Origin of the sequence: Streptomyces sp. NPDC052225 (genome assembly GCF_040679615.1) — a bacterium.
In the GTDB taxonomy this organism is placed as follows: Bacteria; Actinomycetota; Actinomycetes; order Streptomycetales; family Streptomycetaceae; genus Streptomyces.
On the sequence record NZ_JBFAVD010000007.1, the window covers coordinates 124,357 to 140,290 of the forward strand.

12 protein-coding genes and 1 tRNA gene are annotated in these 15,934 nt (G+C 68.3%); 6 read left to right on the forward strand and 7 right to left on the reverse strand.

All coding sequences use genetic code 11. The annotated features are described in order from the left end of the window. Positions 1-2 precede the first annotated feature (2 nt). Positions 3-791, forward strand: coding sequence for an ABC transporter ATP-binding protein (locus tag AB0L37_RS13310; protein WP_365503847.1), 789 nt, complete (start codon positions 3-5; stop codon positions 789-791). After that, positions 788-1,504, forward strand: coding sequence for an ABC transporter ATP-binding protein (locus AB0L37_RS13315; protein ID WP_365503849.1), 717 nt, complete (start codon positions 788-790; stop codon positions 1,502-1,504). The genes AB0L37_RS13310 and AB0L37_RS13315 overlap by 4 nt, the downstream gene beginning before the upstream one ends. Positions 1,505-1,585: 81 nt before the next feature. Here the strand turns inward: AB0L37_RS13315 and AB0L37_RS13320 are convergent, their stop codons facing one another. After that, positions 1,586-2,242, reverse strand: a complete 657-nt coding sequence (locus AB0L37_RS13320) for a response regulator (protein ID WP_365503851.1) — start codon at positions 2,240-2,242, stop codon at positions 1,586-1,588. 108 nt (positions 2,243-2,350) lie between these two features. On the opposite strand from AB0L37_RS13320, the gene AB0L37_RS13325 reads away from it, so the two are divergent. The 3 genes from AB0L37_RS13325 to AB0L37_RS13335 all read left to right on the forward strand — a co-directional run bounded on the left by AB0L37_RS13325 (position 2,351) and on the right by AB0L37_RS13335 (position 5,384). Beyond that, positions 2,351-2,423: transfer RNA gene (locus AB0L37_RS13325), tRNA-Leu, on the forward strand. 107 nt (positions 2,424-2,530) lie between these two features. After that, the gene (locus AB0L37_RS13330; protein ID WP_365503853.1) at positions 2,531-3,310 is read left to right on the forward strand and encodes a helix-turn-helix domain-containing protein; all 780 of its coding nucleotides are present in this window, start codon (positions 2,531-2,533) and stop codon (positions 3,308-3,310) included. 133 nt (positions 3,311-3,443) lie between these two features. Further along, on the forward strand, positions 3,444-5,384 hold the full coding sequence (locus tag AB0L37_RS13335; protein WP_365503855.1) for an alkyl sulfatase dimerization domain-containing protein: 1,941 nt from the start codon (positions 3,444-3,446) through the stop codon (positions 5,382-5,384). Positions 5,385-5,440: 56 nt separating this feature from the next. On the opposite strand, the gene pyk is transcribed toward AB0L37_RS13335, so the two are convergent. Both pyk and AB0L37_RS13345 read right to left on the reverse strand, forming a co-directional pair. Next, positions 5,441-6,877 carry a pyruvate kinase gene (gene pyk / locus AB0L37_RS13340; protein WP_365503856.1) on the reverse strand — a complete coding sequence of 479 codons (1,437 nt, stop codon included), beginning with the start codon at positions 6,875-6,877 and terminating at the stop codon, positions 5,441-5,443. 161 nt (positions 6,878-7,038) lie between these two features. Next, entirely contained in the window at positions 7,039-7,749 is a 711-nt protein-coding gene (locus AB0L37_RS13345; RefSeq protein WP_365503858.1) for an SIMPL domain-containing protein, read from the reverse strand. 153 nt (positions 7,750-7,902) lie between these two features. Here AB0L37_RS13345 and AB0L37_RS13350 point away from each other — a divergent pair, with 153 nt between their 5' ends. Next, complete coding sequence (locus AB0L37_RS13350; RefSeq protein ID WP_365503859.1) at positions 7,903-9,708, forward strand: 5'-nucleotidase C-terminal domain-containing protein; 1,806 nt, start codon at positions 7,903-7,905, stop codon at positions 9,706-9,708. A gap of 12 nt (positions 9,709-9,720) precedes the next feature. Here AB0L37_RS13350 and AB0L37_RS13355 read toward each other — a convergent pair whose 3' ends face one another. The 4 genes from AB0L37_RS13355 to AB0L37_RS13370 form a co-directional block, all read right to left on the reverse strand. Beyond that, entirely contained in the window at positions 9,721-11,148 is a 1,428-nt protein-coding gene (locus AB0L37_RS13355) for a SidA/IucD/PvdA family monooxygenase (protein WP_365503861.1), read from the reverse strand. Further along, positions 11,145-12,512, reverse strand: a complete 1,368-nt coding sequence (locus AB0L37_RS13360; RefSeq protein WP_365504233.1) for an aminotransferase class V-fold PLP-dependent enzyme — start codon at positions 12,510-12,512, stop codon at positions 11,145-11,147. The genes AB0L37_RS13355 and AB0L37_RS13360 overlap by 4 nt, the downstream gene beginning before the upstream one ends. Before the next feature lie 491 nt (positions 12,513-13,003). Then, entirely contained in the window at positions 13,004-15,505 is a 2,502-nt protein-coding gene (gene pepN / locus AB0L37_RS13365; protein ID WP_365503863.1) for an aminopeptidase N, read from the reverse strand. Between the two features lie 82 nt (positions 15,506-15,587). Further along, the gene (locus AB0L37_RS13370; RefSeq protein ID WP_365503865.1) at positions 15,588-15,929 is read right to left on the reverse strand and encodes a chorismate mutase; all 342 of its coding nucleotides are present in this window, start codon (positions 15,927-15,929) and stop codon (positions 15,588-15,590) included. Between the last annotated feature and the right edge of the window lie 5 nt (positions 15,930-15,934).

Here is a 15,934-nt window from a genome sequence, read left to right on the forward strand (position 1 = left end):
CCATGACCAACACCGTTCTCGAAGCCAGCGGCGTCACCATGCGCTTCGGCGGCCTCACCGCCGTACGAGGCGTCGATCTCACCGTCAGCGAAGGCGAGATCGTCGGCCTCATCGGCCCCAACGGCGCCGGCAAAACCACCTTCTTCAACTGCCTCACCGGCCTCTACATCCCCACCGAGGGCAAGGTCTCCTACAAGGGCACCGTCCTGCCCCCCAAGCCCCACCTCGTCACCCAGGCCGGCATGGCCCGCACCTTCCAGAACATCCGGCTCTTCGCCAACATGACCGTCCTGGAAAACGTCCTCGTCGGCCGCCACACGAGGACCAAAGAAGGCCTCTGGTCAGCCCTCCTCCGCGGCCCCGGCTTCCGCAAAGCCGAAGCCACCAGCGAAGAACGCGCCATGGAACTCCTCGAGTTCATCGGCCTCGCCCACAAACGAGACCACCTCGCCCGCAGCCTCCCCTACGGCGAACAGCGCAAGCTCGAAATCGCGCGCGCCCTGGCAAGCGAACCGGGCCTGCTCCTCCTCGACGAGCCCACGGCCGGCATGAACCCGCAGGAAACGCGGGCCACCGAGGAACTCGTCTTCGCCATCCGCGACAAGGGCGTCGCCGTCCTCGTCATCGAGCACGACATGCGGTTCATCTTCAACCTCTGCGACCGCGTCGCCGTACTCGTCCAAGGCGAAAAACTCGTCGAAGGCACCAGCGACGTCGTCCAGGGCGACGAACGCGTCATCGCCGCCTACCTCGGCACCCCCTACGAAGGCGCGGAAGGAGACACCAAGTGACCGCACTCCTCGAAGTCGAAGACCTCAAGGTCGCCTACGGCAAGATCGAAGCCGTCAAGGGCATCTCCTTCAGCGTCGAAGAAGGCCAGGTCGTCACCCTCATCGGCACCAACGGCGCCGGCAAGACGACGACGCTGCGCACGCTGTCGGGGCTGCTGAAGCCACTGAGCGGCAAGATCATGTTCAACGGCCAGCCGCTGAACACCGTCCCCGCCCACAAAATCGTCGCCATGGGCCTCGCGCACTCGCCGGAAGGGCGGAGGATCTTCCCCCGCCTCTCCATCGCGGAGAACCTCCAACTCGGCGCCTTCCTCCGCAAGGACACGGCAGGCATCGAAAAGGACATGCAGCGCGCCTACGACCTCTTCCCCATCCTCGGCGAACGCCGAAAGCAAGCCGCGGGAACGTTGTCAGGCGGCGAGCAGCAAATGCTCGCCATGGGACGGGCGTTGATGTCCCAGCCCAAACTCCTCATGCTCGACGAACCCTCCATGGGCCTCTCGCCGATCATGATGCAGAAGATCATGGCGACCATCGTCGAACTCAAGGCCCAGGGCACGACGATCCTCCTCGTCGAACAGAACGCCCAGGCCGCCCTCTCCCTCGCCGACCACGGCCACGTCATGGAAGTCGGCTCCATCGTCCTCTCCGGGACAGGACAGGACCTCCTCCACGACGAGTCCGTCCGCAAGGCATACCTCGGCGAGGACTGACGCCGCCGGTACGCCCGTACGCGAATGAGGCCCGCGCCCCTTGGTAGGGGCGCGGGCCTCATCTCATCTCCGGGGGCGGTATCAGCCCTTCGACGCCTTCTTCTCAGCGGCATCCTCGATGACCGCCTCGGCGACCTGCTGCATCGACAGACGACGATCCATCGACGTCTTCTGAATCCAACGGAACGCCGCCGGCTCCGTCAGCCCGTACTCCGTCTGAAGAATCGACTTCGCCCGGTCCACCAGCTTCCGCGTCTCCAGACGCTGCGTGAGGTCAGCGACCTCGTTCTCCAGCGTCTTCAACTCAGCGAACCGGGACACGGCCATCTCGATCGCCGGCACGACATCGCTCTTGCTGAACGGCTTCACCAGATACGCCATGGCACCCGCGTCACGAGCCCGCTCGACCAGGTCACGCTGCGAGAACGCCGTCAGCATCAGCACCGGCGCGATGGACTCCTCGGCGATCTTCTCCGCCGCACTGATGCCATCCAGCTTCGGCATCTTCACGTCGAGGATCACCAGGTCGGGCTTGTGCTCGCGGGCCAGCTCGATGGCCTGCTCACCGTCGCCGGCCTCACCCACGACGGTGTAGCCCTCTTCCTCGAGCATCTCTTTGAGGTCGAGGCGGATCAGGGCCTCGTCCTCGGCGATGACGACACGGGTCGTCAGCGGCGGGACGTGCGACTTGTCGTCGTCGGCGGCGTCGACTGGCTGGGGCGACTCGGGGGCGGTCACGGGGGCGCTCCTTGGTTATGCAGGGCGGGGGTACTGCTCCCAAGAGCCTACCTAGCTGCGGTAAGGTAGGGGCACGGCGGGTGGCCGCCAACCTTTGTTTTAGAGGAAGCCCCGGTAGCCCAGCGGTAGAGGCGGTGGATTCAAAACCCATACAGCGTCGGTTCGAATCCGACTCGGGGCACTTTTCCTTCGATTCGAAGATTGATCACCGAAAGCGGATGCTCACGTTCTCGTGAACATCCGCTTTTTGCTGCGCGGCGTCACGATCAGTCACGCAGTGTGTTCGCCATGGATCAGCACAGCCCCTCCATCCGGGCCCACGCGGTTGCGCTCATGCGGCAGGGCGTGCCCAACCGGGTCGTTGCAGAGCACCTGAACATTCCCCGGGGCACCATCGGCTGGTGGCGCAGCGAAGATCGACGAGCGCGCGGCGAGTCGTACGAGCAGCCCACGGACTGCCCGACGTGCACCGGCCGTACCTTCGATCACGCCGCCTACTCGTATCTGCTGGGCCTCTATCTCGGAGACGGGCACATCATCTCCAAGCCCAAGCAGCACCACCTGTCCATCTTCTGCAACGCCACCCAGGTCGGTCTGATCGACGCAGCAGAGCAGGCAATGCGCACGGTGATGCCGCTCCCATCCGTAAGCCGACGCGAGAAGCCCGGTTGCACCGAGGTGAAGTCCTACACCAAGCACTGGACTTGCATGTTCCCCCAGCACGGACCGGGCAAGAAGCACGACCGCAAGATCGTCCTCGCCCCTTGGCAGCAGGAGATCGTCGACGCCCACCCGTGGGAGTTCATCCGGGGCCTGATCCACTCCGACGGCTGCCGCATCACGAACTGGACCGAGAAGATCATCGGCGGCGAGCGCAAGCGCTATGAGTACCCCCGGTACTTCTTCACCAACAAGTCCGACTGCATCCGGCAGCTCTTCACCGACACGCTCGACCGGCTCGGCCTCACGTGGACGCACTGCACCCGGCACGGCAACCCGTACAACATCTCCGTGGCCCGCAAAGCAGACGTAGCCCTCCTCGATCTCCACGTGGGCCCGAAGCACTGACCGCAATATGACCCGTCACAGCGGCCCCGCCCACCCCCTGGGACCTGCCCCAATATCCTCGGGAAGCCTTGACCTGCCCGCCCGCCTCGGATGATGTTCGGGATCACACTCACCGTCGTCCGAAGAGGTACGCATGAGCCCGATCAACCGGCGCCGATTCGTCGCGGCAGCGGCAGGTGCCGCCGCGGCCGCTGTAGCCGTGAGCCCCGAGTCCGCGTTCGCGTCCGCCGTCGAGGGAAGCACCGGCGCGACGGACCAGGGCGACTTTGACTTCGACGACACCACCGATTTCGCCAACGCCGACAAGGGCTTCATCGCGGCGCTGACGCCCGGCGTGATCAAGAACGCGGCCGGCAAGGTGGTCTGGGACAACGACGCGTACGACTTCCTGAAGGGCGAGGCCCCGGACACGGCGAGCAAGAGCCTGTGGCGACAGTCCCAACTGGCCGCGAAGCAGGGCCTGTACAAGGTCACCGACCGGATCTATCAGGTGCGAGGGCTCGATCTGTCGAACATGACGATCGTCGAGGGTGACACCGGGCTCATCGTCATCGATCCGCTGATCTCCGCCGAGACGGCCGCCGCCGCCCTGAAGCTGTACCGGGATCACCGTGACGCCGCAGACAAGAAGGTCACGGCGCTGATCTACACGCATCCGCATGTGGACCACTTCGGTGGCGCGTACGGGGTGCTGCCCAATGGGGCGTCGGCGGATGTGCCGGTGATCGCGCCTGAGGGGTTCCTGGAGCACGCTGTCTCCGAGAACGTGTATGCCGGTACGGCGATGACGCGACGCTCGTCGTACATGTACGGGGCGCAGTTGCCCAAGTCGGCGCGGGGGCAGATCGGTTGTGGTCTGGGGCAGAACGTGTCGCTCGGGACGGTGGGGCTGATCGCTCCGACGAAGAGCATCACGAAGACGGGGCAGGTCGAGGTCGTCGATGGCGTGAAGATCGAGTTTCAGATGACGCCGGGTACGGAGGCGCCGGCCGAGATGAACTTCGTGTTCCCGGAGCTGCGGGCCGTGTGCATGGCGGAGAACGCGACGCACACGATGCACAACATCATCACGTTGCGTGGTGCGCAGGTGCGGGATGCGCGGGAGTGGGCGCATTACCTGAATGAGTCGATCGACCTGTTCGGCGGTCGGGTGGATGTGGCGTTCGCTTCGCATCACTGGCCGACGTGGGGCGGTGAGGAGATCACCGAACTGCTGACTCAGCAGCGGGACTTGTATGCGTACATGCATGACCAGACGTTGCGGATGATCAACATCGGGATGACGGGGCGGGAGATCGCTGAGGAGATCCAGTTGCCTCCGGCGTTGGAGGGGTGGGCGAATCGTGGGTATTACGGGTCGCTGTCGCACAACGTAAAGGGGATCTATCAGCGGTACATGGGGTGGTTCGATGCGAACCCGGCGCATCTGTGGGAGCACACGCCGGTTGATGAGGCGAAGCGGTATGTGAAGGCGATGGGTGGGCGTGCGGCGACGGTCGCGAAGGCCAAGGGGTTCGTGAAGGACGGGGATCTGCGGTTCGCGGCGACGTTGTTGAACCATGTGGTGTTCGCCGACCCGGACTACACGGCCGCCAAGGCTGAACTGGCGCGCGTGTACACGAAGTTGGGGTATGCCACGGAGAACGCGGTGTGGCGGAACTTCTATCTGACGGGGGCCATGGAGCTGACGGACGGGGTGAGGCCGGGTGGGTCGACGACGGCGAGTCCGACGATGATGATGGCACTGAGTATCGATCAGCTCATCGACTCCGTGGCGATTCGGATCAATGGTCCGAAGGCGTGGGATCTGCGGATCAGGATGGACTGGAGTTTCCCGGCGCTGGGTGTCGTCTATCACCTGACGGTGCAGAACGGGGTGTTGACCTACAGGAGCGATGCGAAGGCGGATGCCGGGGCGGGGGTGACGCTGACGATGACGAAGCCGCAGTTGCTCGCCTTGTTGGGCGGTAAGGGGCTCGGCGATATCAAGGTCGAGGGTGATGCGTCGTTGTTGCAGAAGTTGCTGGCTGTGGTGGAGAAGCCGGATGGGGGCTTCGCGATCGTGACGCCGTGAGGCCGGGGGCCGCGTCCACGGGGGTGGCGCGGCCCCAACTGCGTTGGTGTAGTCGGCTACTTGGGGCTGTCGTCCTCGCCGATGTGGTGGACGCGGACGAGGTTGGTGGAGCCGGCGACGCCGGGCGGGGAGCCGGCGGTGATGACGACGATGTCGCCTTTCTTGCAGCGGCCGATCTTGAGGAGTTGTTCGTCTACCTGGGCGACCATGGCGTCGGTGGAGTCGACGTGGGGGCCGAGGAAGGTTTCGACGCCCCAGGTGAGGTTCAGCTGCGAGCGCGTGGCCGGTACGGGGGTGAAGGCGAGGAGGGGGATCGGGGAGCGGTAGCGGGAGAGGCGCTTGACCGTGTCTCCGGACTGGGTGAAGGCGACGAGGAATTTGGCGCCGAGGAAGTCGCCCATCTCGGCGGCTGCGCGGGCTACGGCGCCGCCTTGGGTGCGGGGTTTGTTGCGTTCGGTGAGCGGCGGGAGGCCCTTGGCGAGGATGTCCTCCTCGGCGGCTTCGACGATGCGGGACATCGTCTTGACGGTCTCGATGGGGTATTTGCCGACGCTGGTTTCGCCGGAGAGCATGACGGCGTCCGTGCCGTCGATGACGGCGTTGGCGACGTCGCTTGCTTCGGCCCTGGTGGGGCGGGAGTTGTCGATCATCGAGTCGAGCATTTGGGTGGCGACGATGACCGGTTTGGCGTTTCGCTTGGCGAGTTTGATGGCGCGCTTTTGAACGATCGGGACTTGTTCGAGGGGCATTTCGACGCCGAGGTCGCCGCGGGCGACCATGATGCCGTCGAATGCGGCGACGATGTCCTCGATGTTGTCGACGGCCTGGGGCTTTTCGACCTTGGCGATGACGGGGAGGTGGCGGCCTTCTTCGTCCATGATGCGGTGGACGTCTTCGATGTCGCGGCCGCTGCGGACGAAGGAGAGGGCGATGATGTCGGCGCCGATGTTCAGGGCCCAGCGGAGGTCGGCCTGGTCCTTGTCGCTGAGGGCGGGGACGGAGACGGCGACGCCGGGGAGGTTGAGGCCCTTGTGGTCGGAGACCATGCCGCCTTCGATGACCTGGGTGCGGACGCGGGGGCCGTCGACGCCGGTGACTTCGAGGCTGACTTTGCCGTCGTCGACGAGGATGCGCTCGCCGGGGGTGACGTCGGCGGCGAGGCCGTCGTAGGTGGTGCCGCAGGTCTGGCGGTCGCCCTGGATGCCGTCTTCGACGCTGATGGTGAACTCGTCGCCGCGTTCAAGGAGTACGGGGCCTTCGCTGAAGCGGCCGAGGCGAATCTTCGGGCCTTGAAGGTCGGCGAGGATGCCGACGCTGCGGCCGGTCTCGTCGGAGGCCTTTCGCACGCGCTGGTAGCGCTCCTCGTGTTCGGCGTAGGTGCCGTGGCTGAGGTTGAAGCGGGCGATGTCCATTCCGGCTTCTACGAGTGCCTTGATCTGCTCGTACGAGTCGGTGGCGGGGCCCAAGGTACAGACGATTTTTGCTCGGCGCATGGTTCGAGCCTAGGCCCTACCGGCGGGTAGAGAATTGGCCTGGTGTGACTACTCAACAACCTTTGCATGAAGGGTTATTGACAAGCGGCGGAGAGTAGTCGCCAAGTTTTGAATGTGCGCGCGGCTCTGCTCTGATGAGCAATTTTTGTCCGTCGGTGGGGTCAGAGTGCGGGCGGGTTCATGGTGAAGCGGGCGTCGACCTGGGCCCGTACATGTTGGCGCTGGGGTTCGAGGTCGAGGGGTGGGGCGGTGTCGTCGGGGGCGGCTGTGGCGTAGGCGGCGCGGGTCGTGCCGGGGCCGGCTTCGCGGGCCATCCATGCGTGGTCGTCGGTGCCGGTGTCGGAGAGTTCGACGAGGGCGGCGAGGGTGGTGCCGAGGGCGTCGGCGTAGGCGCGGGCGCGTTGGACGGCGGCGTGGACGGCTTGTCGGCGGGCGGTGGTGTGGACGGGTGAGGTGGGGCGCAGGGACCACCAAGGGCCGTCGACGCGGGTGAGTTCGAGGTCGGCGAGGCGGGTGGCGAGTTCACCGAGGGCGGTGAAGTCGGTGAGTTCGGCGGTGATGTGGAGGGTGCCGTGGTAGGTGCGGATGCGTTCGCCGCGGCCGTGCCGGGCGAATTCGGGGGTGAGGGAGAGGGTGCCGGTCTCGAGCTTTTCGACGCAGTCGCCGTAGGACTTGATGAGGTCGAGGGTGGTGGTGTTGCGGCGGGTGAGGTCGTCGAGGGTGGTGCGGCGGTCGGTGCCGCGGGCGGTGACGGTGACGGTGATGCGGGCGAGTTCGGGGTCGGCTTCGAGGTGGGCTTCGCCGCGGACGGCGAGGCGGGGGGCTTCGGGGGTGCCGTAGGGGCCGCTCGGAGTGGGGGTGTGGTGGGTCATGGGTCCCACTTTGTCACCGTTCGGGTTCGGGCTCAGGTCATCAGATCGAAACCTGTAAGGGGTGTTGCGGGGTGGGCCGGCTGGGCCAGAATCTACGCGCGTTGCAGTGCTGTGTTCCTCCGTACGAACGTCTTGAAGGTCAGGAGCCTTTCCATGCCGTTGAACCGCAGATCCTTCCTGGGCAAGTCCGCCGCGACCGGGGCGGGTGTCGCGCTCGCGGGTGCCGTGGTGGCGCCGTCGGCCGAGGCCGCGCAGGGGGGCGGGGCCAAGAAGAGGAAGCGGTACTCGTTCACCGTGATGGGGACCACGGATCTGCACGGTCACGTCTTCAACTGGGACTACTTCAAGGACGCCGAGTACAAGGACACGGCGGGCAACGCGCAGGGTCTGTCGCGGATCTCGACGCTGGTGCAGCAGGTGCGGGAGGAGAAGGGCCGGCACAACACGCTGCTGATCGACGCGGGTGACACGATCCAGGGGACGCCGCTGACGTACTACTTCGCGCGGGTGGATCCGATCACCGCGGAGAACGGTCCGGTGCACCCGATGGCCCAGGCGATGAACGCGATCGGGTACGACGCGGCGGCGCTCGGCAATCACGAGTTCAACTACGGCATCGACACGCTGCGCAAGTTCGAGTCGCAGCTGAATTTCCCGCTGCTCGGTGCGAACGCGGTGGACGCGAAGACGGAGAAGCCGGCGTTCAGGCCGTACGTCATCAAGACGATGCGGACGCCGCACGGCAAGGATGTGAAGGTGGCGATCCTGGGGCTGACGAACCCGGGGATCGCGATCTGGGACAAGGCGTATGTGCAGGGCGTGTTGAAGTTCCCGGGGCTTGAGGAGCAGGCCGCGCTGTGGGTGCCGAAGCTGCGGTCGATGGGCGCCGACGTGGTGATCATCTCGGCGCACTCGGGGGCGTCGGGGACGTCGTCGTGGGGTGACCAGTTGCCGTATGTGGAGAACGCGGCGGCGAACGTGGCGAAGACGGTGCCGGGGATCGACGCGATCCTGGTCGGGCACGCGCATGTGGAGATCCCGCAGCAGCTGGTGACGAACGACGAGACGGGCAAGTCGGTCGTGCTGTCGGAGCCGCTGTGTTACGCGGAGCGTCTTGCGTTGTTCGACTTCGAGCTGGAGTGGGACAAGGGTCGCTGGTCGGTGGTGTCGGCGTCGTCGAAGCTGCTGAACTCGGCGTCGGTGGCGGACGATCCGAAGATCACGAAGCTGCTCGCAGACGAGCACGCGCTGGTCGTGAAGTACGTGAACCAGGTGGTGGGCCGGGCGACGACGACGCTGACGACGGTGGAGGCGCGCTACAAGGATGCGCCGATCATCGATCTGATCAACAAGGTGCAGGCCGATGTGGTGACGGAGGCGCTGAAGTCGACGCAGTACGCGTCGCTTCCGGTCCTTTCGCAGGCGTCGCCGTTCTCGCGTACGTCGGAGATCCCGGCGGGTGATGTGACGATCCGGGATCTGTCGGGTCTGTATGTGTACGACAACACGCTGGTAGCGAAGTTGATGACGGGTGCGCAGGTGCGGGCGTACCTGGAGTACTCGGCTCAGTACTTCGTGCAGACGGCGGCGGGTGCGCCGGTGGACGTGGAGAAGCTGACGAACGCGGGCAACCGGCCGGACTACAACTACGACTATGTGTCGGGGGTTTCGTACGAGATCGACATCGCACAGCCGGCGGGTTCGCGGATCAAGAATCTGACGTTCGGCGGCGCGGCGCTGGATGACGCGGCGCAGTTCGTGTTCGCGGTGAACAACTACCGGGCGAACGGTGGGGGCGCGTTCCCGGGGGTGGCGACGGCGCAGGAGCTGTGGGCGGAGTCGACGGAGATCCGGACGCGGATCGCGGAGTGGGTGACGGCGAAGGGCGTCCTCGACCCGGCCGATTTCGCTTCGGTGGACTGGAAGTTGACGCGGGACGGGACGCCGGTGTTCGCCTGATCGCTCGGGTGGTCAGTCGACGAGTTTGATCAGGTTGCCGCGCTCTCCTGCCCCGGTCGGGGTGTGGGGGGCGCGGTTTTCGTGGCCGGTGAGGCCGAAGGTGGTGAAGGCGGTGCGGCGAGGCTGGGGGTAGGGGTCCTTGCCGGTGAGGGTGTTGAGGATGGTGGCGCTGCGCCAGGCGGCGAGTCCGAGGTCGGGGGCGCCGACGCCGTGGGTGTGGCGTTCGGCGTTCTGGACGTAGACCGCTCCTTGTACCGACTCGTCGAGGACCAGGCGGAAGTCCTCGTCGATACGGGGGCGTTCGGCGGTGTCGCGGCGGAGGTAGGGGTCGAGGCCGGCGAGCATCTGGCCGAGGGGGCGTTCCTTGTAGCCGGTGGCGAGGACGACGGCGTCGGTGGTGAGGCGGGAGCGGGTGCCCTGCTGGCGGTGTTCGAGGTGGAGTTCGACTTTGGTGGCGGCGACGCGGCCGGCGGTGCGGACGCTGACGCCGGGGGTGAGGGTGGCGTCGGGCCAGCCGCCGTGGAGGGTGCGCTGGTAGAGCTCTTCGTGGATGGCGGCGATGGTGTCGGCGTCGATGCCCTTGTGGAGTTGCCATTGGGCGGGGACGAGGCGGTCGCGTTCGGCTTCGGGGAGGGCGTGGAAGTAGCGGGTGTAGTCGGGGGTGAAGTGTTCGAGGCCGAGTTTGCTGTATTCCATGGGGGCGAACGCTTCGGTGCGGGCGAGCCAGTGGATCTTCTCGTGGCCTGCGGGGCGGGCGCGGAGCAGGTCGAGGAAGATCTCGGCGCCGGACTGGCCGCTGCCGATGACGGTGATGTGGTCGGCGGCGAGGAGGCGGTCGCGGTGGGTGAGGTAGTCGGCGGAGTGGATGACGGGCACGGTGGGTGCGTCGGCGAGGGGCTTGAGGGGGTCGGGGACGTAGGGCTCGGTGCCGACGCCGAGGGCGATGTTCTTGGTGTAGGTGCGGCCGAGGGCTTCGGCTTCGCCCTGGTCGTCGAGTTGGGTGAAGTCGACTTCGAACAGGGTGCGTTCGGGGTTCCAGCGGACGGCGTCGACCTGGTGGTTGAAGTGGAGTCCGGGGAGGTGCTCGCTGACCCAGCGGCAGTAGGCGTCGTATTCGGTGCGCTGGATGTGGAAGCGCTCGGCGAAGTAGAAGGGGAAGAGGCGCTCGCGGGTCTTGAGGTAGTTGAGGAACGTCCAGTTGCTGGTGGGGTCGGCGAGGGTCACCAGGTCGGCGAGGAAGGGGACTTGGAGGGTGGCGCCGTCGATGAGGAGGCCGGGGTGCCAGTGGAAGGCGGGCCGCTGGTCGTAGAACGCGGTGTCGAGTTCGGTGAGGGGGTGGGCGAGGGCGGCGAGGGAGAGGTTGAAGGGGCCGATGCCGATGCCGACGAGGTCGCGGGGTGCTTCGGTGGGCTGGGGGGTGGGGGCGGGCGCGGCGTTCATCGGGCGGTGTGTCCTTCCACCAGTTTCAGGAGTGCGGCGAGGTCGCCGGGTTCGGTGTGCGGGTTGAGCAGGGTGGCTTTGAGCCAGAGCGTTCCGTCCATGCGGGCGCGGCCGAGGACGGCGCGGCCTTCGGTGAGGAGGTCGCGGCGGATGGCGGCGACGCGGTCGTCGCTCGCTCCGGTGGGCCGGAACAGGACGGTGGTGAGGGTGGGGGTGTCGTAGAGGTCGAAGTGGGGGTGTGCGTCGATGAGTCGCGCGAGGTGGTGGGCGAGGGCGGCGACGTGGTCGACGAGGGTGGCGATGCCGGTGCGGCCGAGGGCTTTGAGGGTGACGGCGGTTTTGAGGATGTCGGGGCGCCGGGTGGTGCGCAGGGAGCGGCCGAGGAGGTCGGGGAGTCCTGCTTCGGTGTCGTCGTCGGCGTTGAGGTAGTCGGCGGTGTGGGTGAGGGCGCGGGTGTCGCTGTGGTCGCGTACGGCGAGGAGGCCTGCGGCGACGGGCTGCCAGCCGAGTTTGTGGAGGTCGAGGGTGACGGTGTGGGCGCGGGTGAGGCCGTCGAGCTGGGCGCGGTGGCGGGTGCTGAAGAGGAGGCCTGCTCCGTAGGCGGCGTCGATGTGGAGGCGGGCGCCGTGGTGTTCGCAGATGTCGGCGATCTCGGGGAGGGGGTCGATGAGGCCGGCGTCGGTGGTGCCCGCGGTGGCGGCGACGAGTTTGGGTCCGGGGACGTCGGTGAGGGCGTCGTCGAGGGCGGCGGGGTCGAGGGTGCCGGTGGGGGCGGGCAGGACGACGGGGTCGGGCAGGCCGAGGAGCCAGGCGGCGCGGGCGAGGCTGTGGTGGGCGTTGGCGCCGACGAGGAGGCGCAGGGGGCCCGCGTGGGGGTGGTGTTCGCGGGCGAGGAGGACGGCGAGCTGGTTGGCTTCGGTGCCGCCGGTGGTGACCAGGGCGTCGCTGCCGGAGGCGTCGCCGTAGACCTCGTGGGCGAGGGCGCGGGTGACGAGGGCTTCGAGGGCGGAGGCGGCGGGGGCCTGGTCCCAGGAGTCCATGGAGGGGTTGAGGGCGCTGGCGGCGAGGTCGGCGGCGGTGGCGACGGCGAGCGGCGGGCAGTGCAGGTGGGCGGCGCACAGGGGGTCGGCGGGGTCGGCGGCGCCTTCGGCGAGGGCGGTGACGAGGGTGCGCAGGGCGGTGTCGGCGCCGGTGCCGTGCTCGGGGAGCACCTCGCCCACGTGGGCGTGGAGTTGGGCGGTGACGGTGTCGGGGCCTCCGGCGGGGAGGGGGCCGCCGCGGCGGGTGGCGCCGTCGTGGAGTGCGTCGAGGACGGTGTCGAGGAGCGGCCTCAGGGCGTGGGGGCCTTGGGTGCCTCCGGCCAGGGCCTGGGTCGGGTTCTCCTTCGGGAGAAGGAGCGGCGCTCGGTGCGTGCTCCCGGTGTGCCGGGCGGGCGTCCTCGTAGCGGAGCCACCAGGGCGTTCGTCCGGTGCGGCGAAGGGGGTCCCTCCCGCCCGATCCTGCGAAGCAGGTTCGGGGATGGGGGAGCGTGCCGGGCGTTGCGACGCCGAGGGAGAACTCGGCCCAGGCCCTGGGGGCGGCAGCGTGCTCATGGGCGTCCTTCGGTGCGGTGGGGGCCTCGCGCGTGCGTGTGGCGTACGCGCGTACGGGGCGGTCGTGCGGCCGTGGTGCACCAGCCTGGAGCGGTGGGGGGCGGCGTGTGGGGGTTTCGGGTGAGACCACCGGATAGAGGGACCCGGGCCGTCGCGTTCTGATCAATTCGTGCCGGGTCTGATCAGGTGTGGCGGGGGTCGGGAACGCGGCGGGGCGCCGCCCGCCGGGTCGGCGGACGGCGCCCCGTGACGGGCTCGCGCGGTTACGCGCCGGTGGCCTCCTGGACCTTCAACGCGCGGGCGAGGTCGTCGAGTTGGTCGACGAGCTTGCGGCGCAGGGCGGGGCTGGGCGCTCCGCCGGCGAGGCACTGTTCGCCCAGGCGCAGGGTCTCGGCGTCGATGGCGTAGGCGGGGAACGCGTACCGCCCGGCGGCGTCGGCGATGGCGGGGCCGCGGCGGTCGGCGAGGGCGGGGGCGTCGCTGAAGTAGCGGGGTACGTAGCGGCGCAGCAGGTCGGCCTGTTCGGGCTGCCAGAAGCCCTGGGCGGTGGCGGTGAACAGGTAGTTGGACAGTTCGCCGCCCGGGTCGGTGGTGAACAGGGCGTCCCAGGCGGCCTGTTTGGCCTGCGGGTCGGGCAGGGCGGCGCGGCAGCGGGCGGCGCCTTCCTGTCCGGTGGCGCTGGGGTCGTGGGCGAGTTCGGCCTCGATGACGGCGTCGTCGATGGCGCCGAGGACGCTCATCCGGGCGAGGATGCGCCAGCGCAGTTCGGGGTCGAGGTCGGGGCCGTCGGGGATGCCCGCGTTGTCGTACCAGCCGCGGATGGTGTCGGCGTGCTGGGCGGTGTCGATGAGGTGGCGTACGGCGGTCAGGCGCAGGCCGGGGTCGGTGCCGTCGGCGGTGCGGGCCAGGAGGTCCTCGCCGAGGGCGGTGAGCAGGGTGAGGGCGGCGGGGCGGTCGGCGGGGGTGCTGTAGCGGTCGGCGACCTGGGTGCGGGCGAAGGCGAGGACGCCCTGGACGAGGGCGAGGTCGCTCTCGGCGGGGAGGTGGGCGGCGGCGGTCTCCAGGTAGGCGGCGGGCGCCAGTTGGCCGTCGCGGACCATGTCGCGCAGCGCGTTCCACAGGACGGCGCGGGTGAGCGGGCCGGGGAGGCCGGACAGGCCGCGCAGGGCCGCTTCCTGGGAGTCGGCGTCGAGGCGGACCTTGGCGTAGGTGAGGTCCTGGTCGTTGGGGACGATCAGGGCGGGTCGGGCGCCGCGCAGGGTGAGGGGCTCTCCGGGGACGTCGACGTCGACGCGCTCGCGCAGCACGAAGGCGCTGCCGTCGGCGGGGTCGCGGTCGTAGAGGCCGACGGCGATGCGGTGCGGGCGGCTGCCCTGCCGGTCGACGGTGAGTGTCCAGGTGGCGTCGGTGCCCTCGGTGACCTGGGTGGTGAGGGTGTCGACTCCGGTGGTGCGCAGCCAGGCGTCGGCCCAGGCGTGGACGTCGCGCTCGGTGTGGTGGGCGAGGGAGTCGATGAAGTCGGCGAGGGTGGCGTTGGCGAACTTGTGGCGCTTGAAGTGGGTGTTGATCCCGGCGAGGAAGTCCTTCTCGCCGAGCCAGGTCACCAACTGCCGTAGTGCGGAGGCGCCCTTGGCGTAGGAGATGCCGTCGAAGTTGAGCAGGGCGGAGGCCGTGTCGGGGACGGCGTCGGGGGCGACGGGGTGGGTGGAGGGCCGCTGGTCGGCGTCGTAGCCCCAGGCCTTGCGGGCGACGCCGAAGTCGACCCAGGTGTCGGTGAAGCGGGTGGCTTCGGTGAGGGTCTGGTAGCCCATGTACTCGGCGAACGACTCGTTCAGCCAGATGTCGTCCCACCACTGGAGGGTGACGAGGTCGCCGAACCACATGTGGGCCATCTCGTGGGCGACGACCATGGCGCGGGTCTGGCGCTCGGTGTCGGTGACGGCGGAGCGGTAGACGAACTCGTCGCGGAAGGTGACGAGGCCGGGGTTCTCCATCGCCCCCGCGTTGAACTCGGGGACGAACGCCTGATCGTAGGAGTCGAAGGGGTAGGGCTCCTCGAACTTCTCGTGGTAGCGGTCGAAGCACGCGCGCGTGATGTCGAGGATCTCGTCGGCGTCGGCGTCCAGGTAGGGCGCCAGCGAGCGGCGGCAGTGCAGGCCGAAGGGCAGGCCGCGGTGCTCGGTGCGCACGGAGTGCCAGGGGCCCGCGGCGACCGCGACGAGATAGGTGGACAGGAGGGGGGTGGTGGCGGCCTGCCAGGTCCCCTCCCCCAGGTGCTCGGTGACGCCGTTGGCGAGGACGGTCCAGCCTTCGGGGGCCTTGACGGTGAGGTCGAAGACGGCCTTGAGGTCGGGCTGGTCGAAGGCGGCGAAGACGCGCTGGACGTCTTCCATGAACAGCTGCGTGTAGACGTACGTCTCGCCGTCGGTGGGGTCGGTGAAGCGGTGCATGCCCTCGCCGGTGTGCGAGTACCGCATGGCGGTGTCGAGGCGCAGTTCGTGCGGGCCGGGGGTGAGGCCGGTGAGCGGCAGCCTGTTGCCGTCGAGGGCGGCGGGGTCGAGGGGCTGTCCGTCGAGCGTGACGGAGCGCAGGGTGGCGGGCTTGAGTTCGACGAAGGTGTCGCCCGGGGTGTGGGCGGTGAACCGGATCACGGTGCGGGAGTCGAAGGTGTCGGCGCCGGTGGTCAGGTCGAGGTCGACCGTGTACCGCTGGACGTCGATGAGCCGGGCTCGGTTCTGCGCTTCGTCGCGCGTCAGTACGGACATGGGGTCATGCTGCCTGATGGCACGGACATCGGGACAGGGGGTTCGCCCGGAGGTCGCGGGGCTCCGCCCCGGACCCCGCTCCTCAATCGCCGGAAGGGCTTGAACCCGCCGCGATCTGTTCGTGGTGGCGGATGACCTCGGAAATAATGAAATTGAGGAACTTCTCCGCGAAGGCCGGGTCGAGTTTGGCGTTCTCGGCGAGTTGGCGCAGGCGCTCGATCTGGCGGGACTCGCGGGCCGGGTCGGCCGGGGGCAGGGCGTGCTGGGCCTTGAGGTGGCCGACCTGCTGGGTGCATTTGAAGCGTTCGGCGAGCATGTGGACGACGGCGGCGTCGATGTTGTCGATGCTGTCGCGCAGGCGGCCGAGTTCGGCACGCACCTCCGGGTCGACGGCCGGCTGGTCCTGAGGCGTGCTGGTGGTCATGACGG